This window comes from Stenotrophomonas sp. 107298_Sma (genome assembly GCF_056480345.1).
Window position 1 is genome coordinate 4401318 of the sequence record NZ_CM151094.1, and the last position, 15302, is coordinate 4416619.

Below are 15302 nucleotides of genomic sequence, written 5' to 3' on the forward strand. Positions count from 1 at the left end.
CCTCAGAAGGTGGCTACACGCTTGCCGAACCTCATCCTAGCCCCTTCTTCATTCGGAGTCGTTCAACCGTTGACTGCGCAAAGGCCAGGTCCTCACGGGCATCATGTAGGGCCGCTGCCAGCTCACCACACAACGTGGTAAGAATCCCGACCTTCTCAACTTCACGTCTGAGTCGCTCTCGAAGAAGATCGATCTTCAAGGCCACGTCCCTCTCGCGCTTCTGCGGGTCTGAGAGCTCAGCAATCTTTGCAACCACGCATTGATGGGAGCGATAGACGGACTGTCTCGAGATCCCACAAGCCTCTGCAACCGATCTAACTGAGGGCTTTCTGCCACCCGCCCTCCAAGCCACCAGCTGCAGCTCGAACTCGGTCAAAAGACACTCACGGTTCATCGCCTCCCCCAATAACAGAGAGAATCTTCACTGCCTGTGCCAGTCTCTCAGCGGCGATCCTCTTGGACTGCGCCGGGGTTCCTCGAAACCTGGCGAACTCTTCCAAGTCAGCAACGCGCCGCCTCCACCACTCGGCATGCCGAGGCGTCGCTGCGAAGTTCAAGCAGCTCGCACAGGTAGTTGGAGTTCTATTCGCCTTGTTCGGTCCGTCTTCATTCCCCTCGCACTTAGATCGCTCTTGCCGGTAGAAGCAGTATCCCCAATCGCAAGGACCCAGAACAACCCCGGCACCCAGCATTCGAAACACCTCCTTCTGGGTACTCACGCGCGACAGTACAGCTTCGATCCTCTGCCTAGTCGCTTCCATCACTTCAGCAGGAACATTCGTATGTACTGAATCAGAGCGCGCAAGATCCTCCATGGCCCTGATCACCTCTAAGCTGGATTCTTCGTTCAGTAGCTTGGTCAGCTCTGGGTCGTTGCCGACATAGTACGTATCAGTGATCTGCACATCCAAGTGGCCGTACTGAAATGCGAGGGCGCCGAGACTGGAGCGATCTCGCCTTGCAACGAATCGGGCTAAGAACCTCCTGGTCTTCCGAAAAGTCAGGTGCTCCAGCGCCGTTCCTCCCTCAGGGCACGACAGCTGGGCGAATTCTCTCACCCTGCATAGCAACATCGAAGCCCATGCAACCTTAGATGGTGCGCGCGTCCGGCCACTTAGATACGGTTTTCTGCTCACCACTCGCGCCGCCAGGAGCGCCTTAGTGCCGCTATTAGCTCGTACTTCTGCCCCCAATAGTTCAATTGCCTCCACAGCAGCTTTGACCTCTGGGACGACTATCCAAGTGTGGGCACGCCCACTTTTGGCGAGAATTCCTTTGATGACCCAACTGCCGAACTCACCGTCACCCTCTTTCTCAACACACCCGACACATAGTCGCTGCAACTCAGACGTTCGCATAACCGAAAGAAGCGCGATCACCGCGATAGCAGCTCCGATCACCGTCCCAATCATTCGCTCTTCGCTCAAACACGTGCGCTCTCCAAGCCTCTTCATGGCCTCAGAGCTAAAGTTCGGCCGATCCCCTACCCACTCTGAGTGCCAATGACGACGTCCACGTCTGGCAGTCCTTGTAGCCCTGGGTCCGGAGAACTTGCTGACGAGCCTAAGTACCTCCGGTGCGTCCTCCTGTACCACTACCAGTGCGTCCCTCAGCACCCTTAGAATCAGATCCTCGCCGAGAGCGTCTGTTCCGGCCTCATTCCCAGCCATCCTAATTCTCTTGCGCGATCGCTGCGCGACCGCAGAGCAGGCCGCCCGTACCTCGACAGAACAGTCAGTATGCCCTCTCAGAAAATCCTCCACGTTCGCAGACCGACAGCCCTCCGCACGTGGCGTAATCCGCCTACCCTTCTGAAATCCGACAATCTCGCGGCCCCAATACTCAATCAGCTCAGAATCAATTTCTTTGGGCGACGCAGCGCCTTGCTCTTTACACCAGACAGCGAAAGACTTGATGGCGTAGAACCGCTCTCTCAACGTCAATGGGATAGTCGACGCCCGCGGAACCAACCCTAGAAGAGTTTTAGCAAAGTAGTCTTTCGCGGAAGACCTCCAAGCGGAGGGAAACTTATGGAAGTCTAAACAGACCCTATGATAGGAATCGCCAACGACGTACTGACGGAGCTCCCAGCAGCCGTCTTCATACCGGACACCAAATTTTGCGAGATCGAAATCAACCTTCTCCGGCGCAGATCGGACCCTCTTCATAGATCACTCCATACTCAGATGCGGGATCTTCAGAGCGAGCGGCCTCGCTACTTCAAGCACTCTTTCGGGAATTCTTTCCATTAATGCCAGCAGGACCTGGTGCGTTTCCTCAAAAGCTGCCAGATAGCGCGCTCGGACATCGACTGATTTAGCGGCCTCCTTCTTCATTCGCTCTAGCGAACTTAGTGTCGCGAGCATCCTGGACACATGCTTCGCGCTGTCAATCACCACAATGCTATTGGGACATGTCGCGCACTGCAGGTACTGGAGACACTCCTTCCCAACAACTGACTGCGGCGCGACCCCCGAGGATGGATCAGAGCACTGCAAACCCGTCACTGTTTCGTAGCGACGCACAGTTGGACGCCTGGCCTCTTCCAGAACCTTGCCAATGAACGTCGCAACTCTTCTTCGAGCTTGTGACGAGGGAGGATGCTGACTCAGGTACCGCTGCGTTGTCCTAGGATGGCTGTGCTGCATCTTCCTCTGTATGGACTCAATTCCAACACCGGATGTACTCAGAGCTTCTGCACCAGACGCGCGAATGTCGACGAAGTTGAAGTCCGGAAGATCATGCTCCTTGATGAATTCGGCCAGCGCGTTGTGCCAACCCTGGACATTAGGAGTCCTCGCTCCTGCCCCGAACGGACTGATGAACAAGCGCGCTGAAAAATCACCAGCAATCGGGCGTAGGACGCGAGTTTTTTGAGTGATATCGTCTACCAGAGCAGGAACTGAGTAACGGCCATCTGCACTTACGTCTAGCACCTGTTGCCGCCCGGCCCTGTACTTGTCCCATATGACACGCCTTTTCAACGGGTCAACCGGGTGCGCTTCAACACAGTCCACGGAGATCTCCATTGCTGACTGAGGATTAGCGAGTGTCTGGCACATCAGACAAATGAGATATGGGATGAAATCACGTGCGTCCAGGACGACGTAGCGACGAACCTCCCTGTACCGGCAGCTGTGCTGAATCAAGCCCCTCCTTGTCAGCTGGTGCTTTGCTAGCACTCCTCGCTGCAACCCCTTCTGGATGCCAACCAATGTGGCAACGTCACGGCCAGAGAGCTCCTCACATTCACCAGTTCTGATCGCGGTCTCGCCCAGCTCTAATCGTCGACGCACACGATCAATGCCCTTCTTACTGGCCGACAAAATCATAGATAGGTCGCTGACAGACAATCTGATACTGCGAACAGACTTCGCCTCTCGCGTCAATCCGCAAGGACCAGAATCAACGTTCATCCACAAAATTGTGTTCGCTACGTCGTTCAGCGACAGCCATCTATAGATCGCTGCAATGAAGTTGTAGTGAGAGATCGCAGTTGACTGGCGAACACTCCTATCCATGGAGCAGAGGAAGTCCTTAATGACTGATTGACGCTTCATTGCCGCATCAGGGTCATGCTGAGTTGCCAAGTATCTGCAGTACTTTCTTACCGAGGCCCAAGCTTGCCTTCTGCTTACGGATCTGTAGGTCGCCGTCAATGCTTGGAATGACCTTGCTAGATGCGAGGCGACGGCAGGACTAAGACCCAACAAACGAAAATCGTATGAATCCACGTCCCGTCCGGGAATGTCGCTCACAAACCTGATCACTAGGCTCTCATTCTTCATTCAAGACTCTCCTGCACTTCGATCAGCGCTCGCAGCACTCCGAGGTCCATCGCTTTAACGGCATCCAGGTACAGCTCTGTTGTCGCAGGACTGGAATGACCAAGAATGTGCTGCAGAACTTTGGTCGGATTTATCCCGACACCACTAGCTACACAACGCTCGAGGGCAGCGTTCATGTGAGCGGCAAAGGTATGACGTGTACAGTGAGGTGACGCGCGTATTCCCGCCAGCATTGCGGCACGTCGAAATGCGCTGTAGTAGGAGCTGGAAGTAGCAGGCATTCCCTTTTCATTGACGAAGATGCGATCCGTTTCTATGCGCGTCTTCGACAGAAGCCTCGGCCTAACCGTTTCAATGTAGTCCCAAGTCACACTCATTAGAGCTCTGGTAACAGGGACATCTAGCGGCTTTCCTCCCTTTACCGTCAGCGTGACATAGGCAATTTCGTCAACTTCTTCAGGGAGTTGCGCGATAGTTAAATTTGCAACGTTGGTCCGCCTAAGCCCCGTGGCTATGCACCACTTGAACATCAGCGAGTAGGGAAGCTTCAGTCCAGCAGAGATGCTCTGAGCATCTTGCGCAGAGAGCGCCTTCGGAACTTTTTTGTAGGCTTTGGCGGCTGCCACTTTCGATGCCGCATGCAGAAACCTATCAATCGGATATCGGTCGATCTCTTCAGAAGGATGATGGAGGCGCCATCTGGTCCAATCGACCAAGAAGGCGTAGAAGTCCCTGACAATTGCAGTTCTTAGATTGACTGTAGAGTTTGAGACAGGATGCCCTCGCCCGATACCCTGTGCCATGGACCTTCTGAAATCACTCAGTGCCACTGGAGGTGGCCTGGTCCAGTCCATACCCCGAGCGTCAAGGTGCTGTAACCAGTCCTTCAATCCTTCGGCATAGGTCTGGAGCGTTCTCCGACGATCCCGAGCACTATCTATCCGGTACTTCTCCAAGAGATAGCAAAAGCAGGCCCAATTTAGCTTCCCCTCACCATCGATGAGCAATGGAAAGCCTTCAGGAAGCCTGCTTGCTATGTTGGCCCCCAGTTGAGTACCGGCAGGAAGATACTGACTGAACAGGCTGGGATCACGCACCTTCACTATCAGCAGAAGCATAGGATGATCTCCCGAGTGGAGTCCCTCGGATACAGTGTAGCCGCGTGACATGACACAGGATGACCTAATTCCAGAGTGGAACCGCAGCGCGCTGGAAACCCTGCGCGAGCCACTGGAATCCGGACACATCCGCATCGCACGCGCGGCGCGCAGTGTGCAGTATCCCGCGCGCTTCCAGCTGGTTGCAGCGATGAATCCCTGCCCGTGCGGCTGGGCCGGTGACCGCAGCAACCGCTGCCTGTGCAGCGACGAACGTATCAACCGCTACCGCGCGCGGGTGTCCGGTCCGTTGCTGGACCGTATCGACCTGCATATCGGCGTGACGCGCATGGACGCGGTGGAGCTGCGGGAGAGCACACCGCTGGGTGAGCCCAGTGCATCGGTGCGTGAGCGGGTGGAAGCCGCCCATGCCCGGCAGCATGCGCGTGGTGGGCTCAATGCACATCTACCGCCGGCTGCGCTGCGTGCGTGCACGAAATTGAGTGAGGCCGATCAGGATCTGCTGGAGCAGGCGATTGAGCGTCTGCAGCTATCCGCACGGGCGATGCACAGGATTCTGCGGGTGGCGCGCACCATTGCTGATCTGGCGGGGTGTGAAACGATCCAGACGGCGCATCTGGCTGAGGCGATTGGCTATCGGCAGTTGGACCGGGGAAAGCCATAGAAACGCCGGTCGAGTTGGCTATTGGTGGAGTCGACCGTTGGTCGACTCGCGCGCGAAGCGCGGCTCTCTGTGGGGTAGATGCGAAGAGCGGTCGACTAACAGTCGACCCCACCGAGGGCGGGTCATGGCCGCCCAGCGACGCAAGGGACGTCCCCGCGCATCACGCTGCGGAATCAATCCGCCCGCGCCTGGCCAGCAATGCCACCCGACGGCTGACCAGCGCATGCAGCTCCGCCAGCTCCGACGCCCGGTCAGCCGTCATGTTCCCGCCGAACAGCACCCGCGACAACGCCGCCTCGTCGCTGTCGTGCGGATGCTGCCACCGGTCCCGGTACACCTTCTGGCAGACCAGCCAGGCCAGCCGCAGCCCCCCACCGGGCAACGGACGCACCACGCGTTCGTAGACCTGCCAGAACTGATATTCGGCCTGCAGGTCGATTACAGGCGCCACGGACAGCGCCTGCCGGGGCCGTCCTGGGCCCCGGATGCCGAACAGCGGGGTTCGCGGGTTGTGCTGTGCCATGCCAACAGGATGGCCCAGCAACATTGTGGGAACCTTGCGTCTTCGCCAGAAAAGCCCTGTTGTTTGCGCAATGCGGGTTTGTAGGCGGGTTTTGGGGGTCAGAGCCCTTTGCGTGCAAAGGGATCTGACCCCCGATCACGGGATGGCTGCGGGGTCGGATCCCTTTGCGCGGCAAAGGGCTCTGACCCCACCTCTCGTTGCCTCAGAACGCCATCGAGGTGCTGAACATCAGCTGCCGGGGGGCGCTGCGCTGCAGGGTCTGGTAATCCCCCGAGAACGACGAGCCGGCGATGGTGGCGGTGCCGATGTTGTGGCGGTTGAACAGGTTGCTCACGTCCAGCCGCAGCTCGAGCCCCGGCACGGCGCTGTCCACACCGAAGCGGTAGGCGGCATAGGTGTTGACCTGCCAGAAGGTCGGCACGCGGATGTCGTTCTCGTAGGTGAAGGGCTGGCGCAGATACGAGGTGCTGGTGGCACCGAAGCGCCAGTCACCGAAGTGGGCGGACAGGTCACTGACCAGCGAGATCTGCGGGTAGCCCGGCTGGGCGTTGCCCTTGATCGGATACACCGTATCACCCACCACGAAATCACTGTCGTAGTACGAACGGGCCACGGCCACGCCCTGGTAGAACTGCAGGTGGTCGGTCAGGTCGGCGGTGATGCCGAGGTCAGCACCGATCACGTGCATCTTCGGCATCAGCCGCACGGTGTTGATCTGCGCGAACTGGGTGCCGATGGCCGCCGACAGCAGGCGGTTGCGGATGTCGTTGTAGAACATGTCGCCGGTGATCGTCAGCCGGTCGAAGCGATGCGACGCGCCGACGGTCAGGTTCCAGTTCTTCTCCGGGCGCAGCGTGCCGGCCACGCGGTCGAACTCTTCCTGGTCGGTGATGGTCCATGCCGAGGCGGTGTAGCCGATGTTGCCGCGCTGGGCCACGCGATAGCCATTCATGGTATTGGCCAGGTCGATGAAGGCGTCGGTGGATTCGGTCGGGCTCCAGAACAGCGAGACGTGCGGCAGGAAGTTGCTCTTGGCGCGCAGCGTGCCGTTCACCGGCCGGTCCTTGGCATCACCCAGGCCGCCACCGCTGGTGCGGAAGTCCACGGCCTTGAAGCCGACACCCAGCTTCAGCGTGTCGTTCAACACGATGTCGTCCTGCAGGTAGAACTGGCGCGAGCGGGTCACCCAGCTCGACGCGTTGTCGGTCTTGAACGCGGGACCATACACATCGAACGGACCGGTGGCCTTCAGCGGCGGGCCCTCGCCCAGCAGCGGCTGCTGGTACCACTCGGTCTTGGCCGCGGCCTTGCTCTTCTCCTGCCAGAAGCCGGCGGTGAACGTGTGCGCGCCGGTCTCGAACTGCAGGTTGAACATGCCACCCAGCCGATTCACACGCGGCGTCTGCACCTGTTCGGAGAACGGTGCGCCGTTTGGCGACGGCACGGTCGGGTCGGTGAGCGTGGCCTGGGTGTGGCTGTTGGCGTTGTACAGCTGCACGTTGCCACTCAGGGCCGGGCTGATCTGGAAGCGATGGTTGATCGAGGACACGCGGTCGCGGGTGGTCTGGCCGGTGTCGTACGGGATCAGTTCGGACAGCTCACCGCAGGTGTAGGCGCCGCAGGACTTGTCCGCATTCTCCGGCGAGGCTACGTACCACGCCCACGCATAATCCGGATAGAAGATGTCGGCCTTCCAGCCCAGCTTGCGGATCATGTCGAAGGAGATGTTGTTGTAGCCCCAGACCTTGGCCTTGCTGTCAGACAGGAACACGGTGAAATCGCCCCAGGCGACGTCCTGCTGCAGCTTCAGGTCGCCGCGCAGGAAGTTCTGCGTGCCCTCGCCCTGGTACTTGTCGGCGGACACGCGCTGCAGGTCGACCAGCACCTTCGGGCCGTGCTCACCGAGCTGGCCGCTCTGCCCGGATACGGTGGTGACCAGCGTGCTGTTGCTGCCCACGCCCTGCTTCACGCGCAGGCTGGGCGTGTCCTGCAGCTCGCGCAGGCGGTATTCCAGGCTGCCGCCGTTGACGCTGCTGGAGAACACGCTGACCGGGGCGCCACCGGGGCTGACCGTGATCGCGCCGATGCCATCGGGCACGCCCACGTTCACCACGCTGGTGCCGGTAAGCGAGAGGAAGCCGTTGTCGTTCAGCGGCACGCCTTCGAAGGTGATGCCCATTTCATTCATGCGGAAGCCGCGCACGAACAGGCTGGTGGCGGAGATATCCAGGCCCAGCCCGTCGGTGGCGGTGTAGCTGGCGCCCGGCACCTGCTTGAGCATGGCCAGGCCGTTGTTGCCGGTGACCATCGCGTCGAGGTCTTCGGCCTTGATGATGTAGCGGTTTGGACCGACCACCTGGGTGGGCGCAACGGCCGCACCGCGCGGGGTGGCGATCACCTGCAGCGCGTTCAAGGTGGTGGGGGTGTCATGTGCTGCGTCGTGGGTCTCGGCGGCATACGCAGGTGCGGCGATGGCCGTGATGATGGCCAGGGCGAGACGCGTCGTGGGTGGGGTGTTCATGGGCAGATCCAGGGTGCAGGGAGAGAGCGGCGCAGGCGCACGCCCAGCGCGTTGCAGCACCGGTGTCGGCGCCCTGGCTGGCGGTGCGATTGCGTTGAGGGAGTGACAGCGCAGTGCGCGCCGGTCAGTGGCAGAGAACGACGATCCTCTGCCTCAGGATTCGATGGCGTGATTTCGACGTGCGAAATTCTTGCATCGCAGTGCCGCATCCGCCATTGCACCGTGGTACAGCGCCGATGGCGGTGGGGATGGGTGGGCTATACGTGGGTATAGCCCCGGCGTGGTGGAGGCCGACCTTGGTCGGCGCTTGCCGTCTGCGTGTGCCAACCAAGGTTGGCAACCACCTTGGGCGGATGGGGCGTGGTGGGGGCCGACCTTGGTCGGCGCGTGCCGTTTGCGGGTGCCAACCAAGGTTGGCACCTACCGGGGCAGCTGGACGCGCGGTTACTGCAGGACGAAACGCTCAATGGCGCGCGCCACGCCTTCATCGGCATTGCTCGTGGTTTCAAAACGCGCCACCGCCTTCACCGCGTCGATGGCATTGCCCATCGCCACGCTGGTACCGGCGTACTGCAGCATGGTCAAGTCGTTTTCCTGGTCGCCGATCGCCATCACGTTGGCGCGGTCGATGCCCAGGTGCTCGGCCAGCTTCTGGAGGCTGGGGCCCTTGCCGGCACGGTGGTCGAACACTTCCAGGAAGAACGGTGCGCTCTTCAGTACCGCGAAGCGCTCGGTCAGTTCGCTGGGCAGGCGCGCGATGGCGGCATCCAGCACGTCCGGCGCGTCGATCATCATCAGCTTGATGAAGGACATCGATGGGTCCATGTCTTCCACGCGACGGTAGGAAAGCGGCATCCGCGAGAGATGCGAGTCGGCCACGGTGTAGTAGCTGATGTCCTGGTTGGGCGTATACATGCGCTGGCTGTCCAACGCCTGGAAATGCACACCCAGTTCGCGGGCCACCTGCTCGCAGAACAGGAAGTCGTCGAAGCTGAGCGGATACTCGACCACGGTTTCGCGCGTGCCGATGCGCTGCACCAGGCCGCCATTGCAGGCGATGCAGTAGTCGTCGTCGCCGGTGATGGCCAGCTCATGCAGGAACGGCGCCAAGCCGGGAACCGGGCGGCCACTGGTCAGCACGATATGCACGCCCAGCGCGCGCGCCTGCGCAATGGCCTGCTTGGCCCGGGCGGTGAGCGTGTGGGTGGGGGCCAGCAGGGTGCCATCCATGTCGATGGCGACCAGTTCGATGGTCGATTGCCTGCGGCCCATGTCCATTGCGTTCAACTCGTGCGGGGCACGCCAGTTTACCCCCTCATGCCCGGTTCACCTCTTTGCCCACGTTGGCCGGGATACTTCGGGAGCCTGTGCGTCCCCCACCGCAGGACGGCCCATTGACCGCCCTTCCCTGGAGAACCTTGCGACGCATGACCTACCGTGCCCCCGAAACCAATGACAGCGCGCCCCTGGCCGAGCAGATCGAGCAGATGATCGACGAATTGCCCGGTGAGCAGGTCAGTATCGGCACCCTGCTCAGCGCGCTGGGCGATGAAGGCCTGCTGCTGATCGTGATCCTGCTCTCGGCCATCTTCATCATTCCGGTGTCGATTCCCGGACTGAGTACGGTGTTTGGTGCCTCGATCCTGCTGATCGGCCTGAGCCGCGTACGCAACCGCCCGCTGTGGGTGCCGCAAAAGCTGGCGCGCCGCGAGATCGCCACCGACAAGCTGAAGGCCAACCTCGGCCGTGCGCTGAAGTGGGTGCACCGCATGGAGCGCCTGTCGCGACCGATGCGGCTGGCGGTGATGGTGCGCTCGAAGAAGATGATGCGCCTGAACAACCTGATGCTGGTGTTCGCGACCCTGTTGCTGATGGCCCCGGCCGGGCCGATTCCCTTCAGCAATACGTTGCCGGCACTGGCGCTGATGTCGTTTGCGATTGGCTTCATCCAGCGCGATGGTGCGGCGGTGGCGGCTGGTTATGGTTTCGTGGTGGCTACGGTGGTGTATTTCGGCGTGCTGCTGGGTGGCGTGGGGTTTGCCGCCGAGTCGGTGTTCAGTGGATTCCGCGCTGCGCCTTCGGAAATGTAGAGCCGAGCCCATGCCCGGCTGCTGTTCGGCCGGTTTCCCGAAACCCCGCGCTGCGCGCGTAAGCCGAGCATGGCTCGGCTCTACACAGGCCAATTCAAAGCAGTCGAGCGTGGCTCGACGCTACACAGCTACTTGGCAGACACCCGCCACACCACGTCGCCCACGTCGTCGGCGACCAGCAATGCACCCTCGGCGTCCATGGCCATACCTACCGGCGCACCCATCAGGGTCTTCTCGTCCTTCGAGGCGAAGCCACTGACCACGGTCTGCGGCCGCCCGGTCGGCTTGCCGTCCTTGAACGGCACGTAGACCACTTCGTAGCCGCTCAGCGGCGAGCGATCCCAGCTGCCGTGCTCGCCGATGAAGGCGCCACCGTGGTACTGCGCCGGCAGTGCCTGGCCGGTGTAGAACAACAGGCCCAGCGGTGCCACGTGCGAGCCGATGGCATAGTCCGGCACGATCGCCTTGGCCACCAGGTCCGGCCGCTGCGGCTGCACGCGCTCGTCCACATGCTGGCCGTAGTAGCTGTAGGGCCAACCGTAGAAGCCATCCTCCTTCACCGAGGTGAGGTAGTCCGGCACCAGGTCGGCACCGATCTCGTCGCGCTCGTTGGCCACGGCCCACAGCTGGCCGGTGCTCGGCTCCCAATCCAGCCCGGTCGGGTTGCGGATGCCCGACGCAAAGATGCGGCTGCCACGGGTAGCTACGTCCACTTCCAGCACCACCGCGCGACGGTATTCGACGGCCAGGCCGTTCTCGGTGATGTTGCTGTTGGAGCCCACGCCCACGTACAGCTTGCTGCCATCGCGGCTGGCCAGCAGTTCCTTGGTCCAGTGGTGGTTGATGGTGCTGGGCAAGTCGGTGAACTCGCGGCCCTTGTCGGATATGCGGGTTTCGCCCGGCACATAGTGGTACTGCATGATGTTGCCGGTGTTGGCCACGTACAGCGTGTCACCGATCAGCTGGATGCCGAACGGCGAGTGCAGCCCTTCGATATAGACATGCTGGGTCCAGGTGTTCGTGCCCGGCGTGCGCCGCAGCAGGGTGACCCGGTTGCCGCCCTTGCCGGCCTTGCCCGAGCGCGCCTTCACCTTGCCGGCGATCCACTGTTTGGGCGTGGTGACCGGTTCTTCGCCAGGCCCGTTGCCTTCCACCACCAGCACATCGCCATTGGGCAGGGTCAGCAACCGCCGCGGATGCAGCAGGTTGGCGGCGATACGTTCGATCTTCAGGCCATCGGCCACCGTGGGTGACTGGCCCTCGGCCCAACCCACGCCGCGCGGTACCTGCATCGGCGGCATCAGGAAGTTCTTCGGTGCTGGCAACGGCGGCTTCGCACCGGACTGGTCGGTGGGGTGGTATTCGGCCTTGCCGGCACAGGCCGACAGGGTCACGGCCAGCGCCAGGGCGGCCACTGTGGGCAGGATGTACTTAGCCATGACGACCTCCCTGCAGCACCGGCGGCTGCAACGACAGCAGGATCAGGCCCAGTGCGATCAGGGCCACGGTCAGCGCCGACAGGATCGTGCCCGGCACCGCAACGGCATACGCATCGCGGCTGTGCACGAAGGCGTTCCAGATGGCCAGGAGCACTGCGATCAGGTTGAGGAAGAAGTCGATGCGGTCGATGCGGGTGGCGGTGCCGTTGCGGCGCCAGACCGTGAACAGGTTGATCAGGCGCGGAATGATGGCGAGCAGCAGGCCGAAGGTGATCAGCCAGGCGGCGGCCTTGCCCCACATCACCTCGGCGCTGTTGAGATAGATCGCGTCGAAGATCAGCGCGCCGACGAAGAAGCCGAAGGGTATCGGGTTCAACAGGCTGAACAGCGTGGTGCCGAGGCCGCGATGGGCCTGGGCCAGAGGGTTGACCATCATCGTGCTCCGATGCGGAAGGGTGCACGGGCTGTAGTAGCACAGCCGGATGTGAGGGCGCGCGACGATGCCGGGTAGATCCACGCCATGCGTCGATACGCGTGCCAACCAAGGTGGGCACCTACCAGATGCGGGCCGCTGCAGTCGTCATTACCCCACGGCATAAGTGTTTGTGACGCAATTGGCACATCTGCAGATTGCGGGTGTGAAGAGGTAGGGGGTTGTTCGTTGTGTCGCGTTTGGCTCGTTGCGATGGGGCAGTTCCGCCCTGCCGTCCTGCCATGCCGATTCACAACAGAAGGATTCGTGTATGAAGCGACACACGCAACGCTCCGCGCCACCGCGCTCCGCGCGCCTGGCCTTGGCCACTGCCCTGGTCCTGGGCAGCCTGGCCGTCACCGCCCAGGCCCAGCAGGCCGATCCGCTGGCCGGGCGTCAGTGGCATCTGCTCAACACCGGACAGGCCGTACTGGGCGATACCCTGCCGGTGGCCGGCAACGATCTCAACGTGGATGGCCTGTTCCGCAATGGCATCCGTGGCCAGGGCGTCACCATCGCCATCGTCGATGACGGCCTGCAGATCGCGCACCCGGACCTGGCCGCCAACGTCGCGGCGGTCGCAGGCAAGAACTTCGCCAACCAGAGCAACAACCCTTCACCGTCCAATCCGGACCGCGACAATCACGGCACCATGGTCGGCGGCATCGCCGGTGCGGTGGGCGCCAACAACCTGGGCGTGCGCGGCGTGGCCTCGGCGGCCACCCTGAAGGGCTTCAATTTCCTGGCGTCCAATGCCCAGGGCAATTCGAATTCCAACATCGAGTACTCGTGGTGGGACGGCGCCGAAGTGGCCGACGTGGGCGTCTTCAACAACAGTTGGGGCTCAAGCCCGGGCAACCCCAACCTGCCGTTGGCCTACAGCCAGAACGACATCACCGCCTATGAGCAGGCCATGTCCGGCACCCGTGGCGGGCGCGGTGGCATCTACGTGAAAGCCGCCGGCAACAATCACAACAACGGCGCACGCTCGGATGGCACCGACATCTGCTCGGCAGACACCAAGAACCGCAACACGGGTTGCATTCCGGCCGGCCGCGACCCGCGCAACAACCTGTTCAACGTGATCACCGTTGCCGCCGTGCGCGCCGATGGCGTGCGCTCGTCCTACTCGTCCACCGGCTCGGCGCTGTGGGTGTCCGGCTTCGGCGGCGAGAACGGTTGGCAGCGGCAGGTCGTGCCGGGGCAGCTGGCGATCCGCTACGATCCGGCCATTCTCACCACCGACGTCACCGGCTGCGCGCAGGGCAGCAACAAGAACACGAGCCTGCGCAACACCTTGGACGGCGACCAGTCCGCCATCGACAGCACCTGCAACTACACCGGCAAGATGAACGGTACCTCGGCGGCCACGCCGATGGTGTCGGGCGTGGCGGCACTGCTGCTGGAGACAAATCCGAACCTGTCCTACCGCGATGTGAAGTACATCCTGGCCACCACCGCCAACCGGACCGATCCGAACCAGGCTGCGGTAACGCACTCCGATGGCCGCGTGCTGGTGCCGGGTTGGACGGTGAATGCCGCCGGCCGCGCCTACAGCAACTGGTACGGCTTCGGCGTAGTCAACGCCGCGCGCGCGGTGCAGGTAGCGGAGAACTTCCAGTCGCTGGGTGCATTGGTGGACAGCGGCTGGCGCAGTACGACGCGCACCGTGGCCATCGGCAATACCTCGGCCGCCGCTGCACGCCTGACCTTCCAGCTGGCCAATGGCGCGCGCAACATCGAAAGCGTGCAGCTGGGCTTCCGGGTCAATCACAGCAACACCCGCCAGTTGCAGTTCGTGCTGGTTTCGCCCAGTGGCACGCGCAGCGTGGTGCAGCCGGCATTCACCGCGATCGGCTCTGGCCTCAATGGTGTCCAGCGCAACTTCACCAACTGGGACCTGCTGTCCAGCAATGCCTTCCTGGATGAGAACGCCACGGGCACCTGGACACTGGAAGTAACCGACCTGGGGCAGGCCGCGAACGCTGCATCGCGTGGCAACCTCGAATTCTTCAAGATCCGCGTTCTGGGGCACTGATGATGAAGACGACCATTCTGTTGAGCACCCTCGCCCTGGCGGCGATGACCACCACCGCCTGGGCACAGAGCTCGGGCCAGACACCTCCGGCGAAGACCTTGTCGACCGTAGACACGCAGCAGTTGAAGGCGGAGGCCACTGGCCGTTCGTTCAATGTGGGCGGCTCGCGCTTCCAGCTGGCGCCGTCGGCAACCGTGCAGCAGGCCAGCGGCGGTCAGTTCCGGATCACCACCGGGGCTGATGCCAGCGCTGCGGCCGTCGGCACCCGCAGCAAGCGGTCCACCGATGCGTCTACCGGTGTGGCCGCACGTGCGGATGCCGGTGCCAGCAAGTTTGCGGCCGCTGTCTCCAACGATGGCGCGCCGGTGGTGGCGACCTCGCGGGTCAAGGTGTTCTTCACCGATGCGGCCTCGGCCCAGCGTGCGGCCACCGCCACCGGCGGCACCGTGGTGAAGGTGTCCAAGGCCTCGGGCCGCGCGATTGTGGAGTACCCGTCGGTGAACGCGGCGCTGGATGCGACCACCAAGCTGCTGTCGACCGCCGGCATCAAGGCGGCCGAGCCGGACGTGGTGCAGTGGGAAGAAACCAAGTAAGGCGTTGAGTGGTGCCCCCGGTCGGTTGGCTCTCCTGGCCGGCCGGGGGATTGGTT

The 15302-nt window shown here is 62.1% G+C and carries 11 protein-coding genes and 1 pseudogene; 4 read left to right on the forward strand and 8 right to left on the reverse strand.

Features of this window, described 5'->3' with window-relative positions; translation table 11 throughout:
* Positions 1 to 383 precede the first annotated feature (383 nt).
* Genes ACZK2G_RS20380 through ACZK2G_RS20390 form a run of 3 tightly spaced genes read right to left on the reverse strand, consistent with a single transcriptional unit; the run spans position 384 to position 4906 of the window.
* Positions 384 to 2168, reverse strand: coding sequence for a hypothetical protein (locus ACZK2G_RS20380; RefSeq protein WP_141097645.1), 1785 nt, complete (start codon positions 2166 to 2168; stop codon positions 384 to 386).
* 3 nt (positions 2169 to 2171) lie between these two features.
* Entirely contained in the window at positions 2172 to 3788 is a 1617-nt protein-coding gene (locus ACZK2G_RS20385) for a site-specific integrase (RefSeq protein ID WP_141097644.1), read from the reverse strand.
* A complete protein-coding gene (locus tag ACZK2G_RS20390; RefSeq protein ID WP_164083984.1) occupies positions 3785 to 4906 on the reverse strand; it encodes a tyrosine-type recombinase/integrase in 1122 nt (373 codons plus the stop codon). Before ACZK2G_RS20390 ends, ACZK2G_RS20385 begins: the two co-directional genes overlap by 4 nt.
* A gap of 61 nt (positions 4907 to 4967) precedes the next feature.
* Between ACZK2G_RS20390 and ACZK2G_RS20395 the strand changes: the two are divergent.
* Positions 4968 to 5570, forward strand: a pseudogene (locus ACZK2G_RS20395) (ATP-binding protein); the annotation flags it as partial.
* 160 nt (positions 5571 to 5730) lie between these two features.
* On the opposite strand, the gene ACZK2G_RS20400 reads toward ACZK2G_RS20395, so the two are convergent.
* The 3 genes from ACZK2G_RS20400 to yidA all read right to left on the reverse strand — a co-directional run bounded on the left by ACZK2G_RS20400 (position 5731) and on the right by yidA (position 9892).
* The gene (locus ACZK2G_RS20400) at positions 5731 to 6117 is read right to left on the reverse strand and encodes a hypothetical protein (RefSeq protein WP_046984163.1); all 387 of its coding nucleotides are present in this window, start codon (positions 6115 to 6117) and stop codon (positions 5731 to 5733) included.
* Positions 6118 to 6295: 178 nt separating this feature from the next.
* Positions 6296 to 8614: a TonB-dependent receptor gene (locus ACZK2G_RS20405; RefSeq protein WP_478474223.1), complete on the reverse strand. Its 2319-nt coding sequence runs from the start codon at positions 8612 to 8614 to the stop codon at positions 6296 to 6298.
* Between the two features lie 444 nt (positions 8615 to 9058).
* Complete coding sequence (yidA, locus tag ACZK2G_RS20410; protein WP_478474224.1) at positions 9059 to 9892, reverse strand: sugar-phosphatase; 834 nt, start codon at positions 9890 to 9892, stop codon at positions 9059 to 9061.
* Between the two features lie 149 nt (positions 9893 to 10041).
* On the opposite strand from yidA, the gene ACZK2G_RS20415 reads away from it, so the two are divergent.
* Positions 10042 to 10704: an exopolysaccharide biosynthesis protein gene (locus ACZK2G_RS20415; RefSeq protein ID WP_065723628.1), complete on the forward strand. Its 663-nt coding sequence runs from the start codon at positions 10042 to 10044 to the stop codon at positions 10702 to 10704.
* Positions 10705 to 10832: 128 nt separating this feature from the next.
* On the opposite strand, the gene ACZK2G_RS20420 is transcribed toward ACZK2G_RS20415, so the two are convergent.
* Positions 10833 to 12143, reverse strand: a complete 1311-nt coding sequence (locus ACZK2G_RS20420) for a PQQ-dependent sugar dehydrogenase (protein ID WP_046984159.1) — start codon at positions 12141 to 12143, stop codon at positions 10833 to 10835.
* On the reverse strand, positions 12136 to 12576 hold the full coding sequence (locus ACZK2G_RS20425) for a DUF2231 domain-containing protein (RefSeq protein WP_478474225.1): 441 nt from the start codon (positions 12574 to 12576) through the stop codon (positions 12136 to 12138). The genes ACZK2G_RS20420 and ACZK2G_RS20425 overlap by 8 nt, the downstream gene beginning before the upstream one ends.
* A gap of 310 nt (positions 12577 to 12886) precedes the next feature.
* Here ACZK2G_RS20425 and ACZK2G_RS20430 point away from each other — a divergent pair, with 310 nt between their 5' ends.
* Positions 12887 to 14653, forward strand: a complete 1767-nt coding sequence (locus ACZK2G_RS20430) for a S8 family serine peptidase (RefSeq protein WP_046984158.1) — start codon at positions 12887 to 12889, stop codon at positions 14651 to 14653.
* On the forward strand, positions 14653 to 15246 hold the full coding sequence (locus ACZK2G_RS20435) for a S8 family serine peptidase (RefSeq protein ID WP_006399785.1): 594 nt from the start codon (positions 14653 to 14655) through the stop codon (positions 15244 to 15246). Before ACZK2G_RS20430 ends, ACZK2G_RS20435 begins: the two co-directional genes overlap by 1 nt.
* The last annotated feature ends 56 nt before the right edge of the window (positions 15247 to 15302 follow it).

Coding starts and splice junctions, on each gene's coding strand:
- ACZK2G_RS20385 (WP_141097644.1), bottom strand. CDS start 3,788: ATGAAGAATGAGAGCCTAGTGATCAGGTTTGTGAGCGACATTCCCGGA.
- ACZK2G_RS20435 (WP_006399785.1), top strand. CDS start 14,653: ATGATGAAGACGACCATTCTGTTGAGCACCCTCGCCCTGGCGGCGATG.
- ACZK2G_RS20380 (WP_141097645.1), bottom strand. CDS start 2,168: ATGAAGAGGGTCCGATCTGCGCCGGAGAAGGTTGATTTCGATCTCGCA.
- ACZK2G_RS20415 (WP_065723628.1), top strand. CDS start 10,042: ATGACCTACCGTGCCCCCGAAACCAATGACAGCGCGCCCCTGGCCGAG.
- yidA (WP_478474224.1), bottom strand. CDS start 9,892: ATGGACATGGGCCGCAGGCAATCGACCATCGAACTGGTCGCCATCGAC.
- ACZK2G_RS20400 (WP_046984163.1), bottom strand. CDS start 6,117: ATGTTGCTGGGCCATCCTGTTGGCATGGCACAGCACAACCCGCGAACC.
- ACZK2G_RS20430 (WP_046984158.1), top strand. CDS start 12,887: ATGAAGCGACACACGCAACGCTCCGCGCCACCGCGCTCCGCGCGCCTG.
- ACZK2G_RS20390 (WP_164083984.1), bottom strand. CDS start 4,906: ATGCTTCTGCTGATAGTGAAGGTGCGTGATCCCAGCCTGTTCAGTCAG.
- ACZK2G_RS20405 (WP_478474223.1), bottom strand. CDS start 8,614: ATGAACACCCCACCCACGACGCGTCTCGCCCTGGCCATCATCACGGCC.
- ACZK2G_RS20425 (WP_478474225.1), bottom strand. CDS start 12,576: ATGGTCAACCCTCTGGCCCAGGCCCATCGCGGCCTCGGCACCACGCTG.
- ACZK2G_RS20420 (WP_046984159.1), bottom strand. CDS start 12,143: ATGGCTAAGTACATCCTGCCCACAGTGGCCGCCCTGGCGCTGGCCGTG.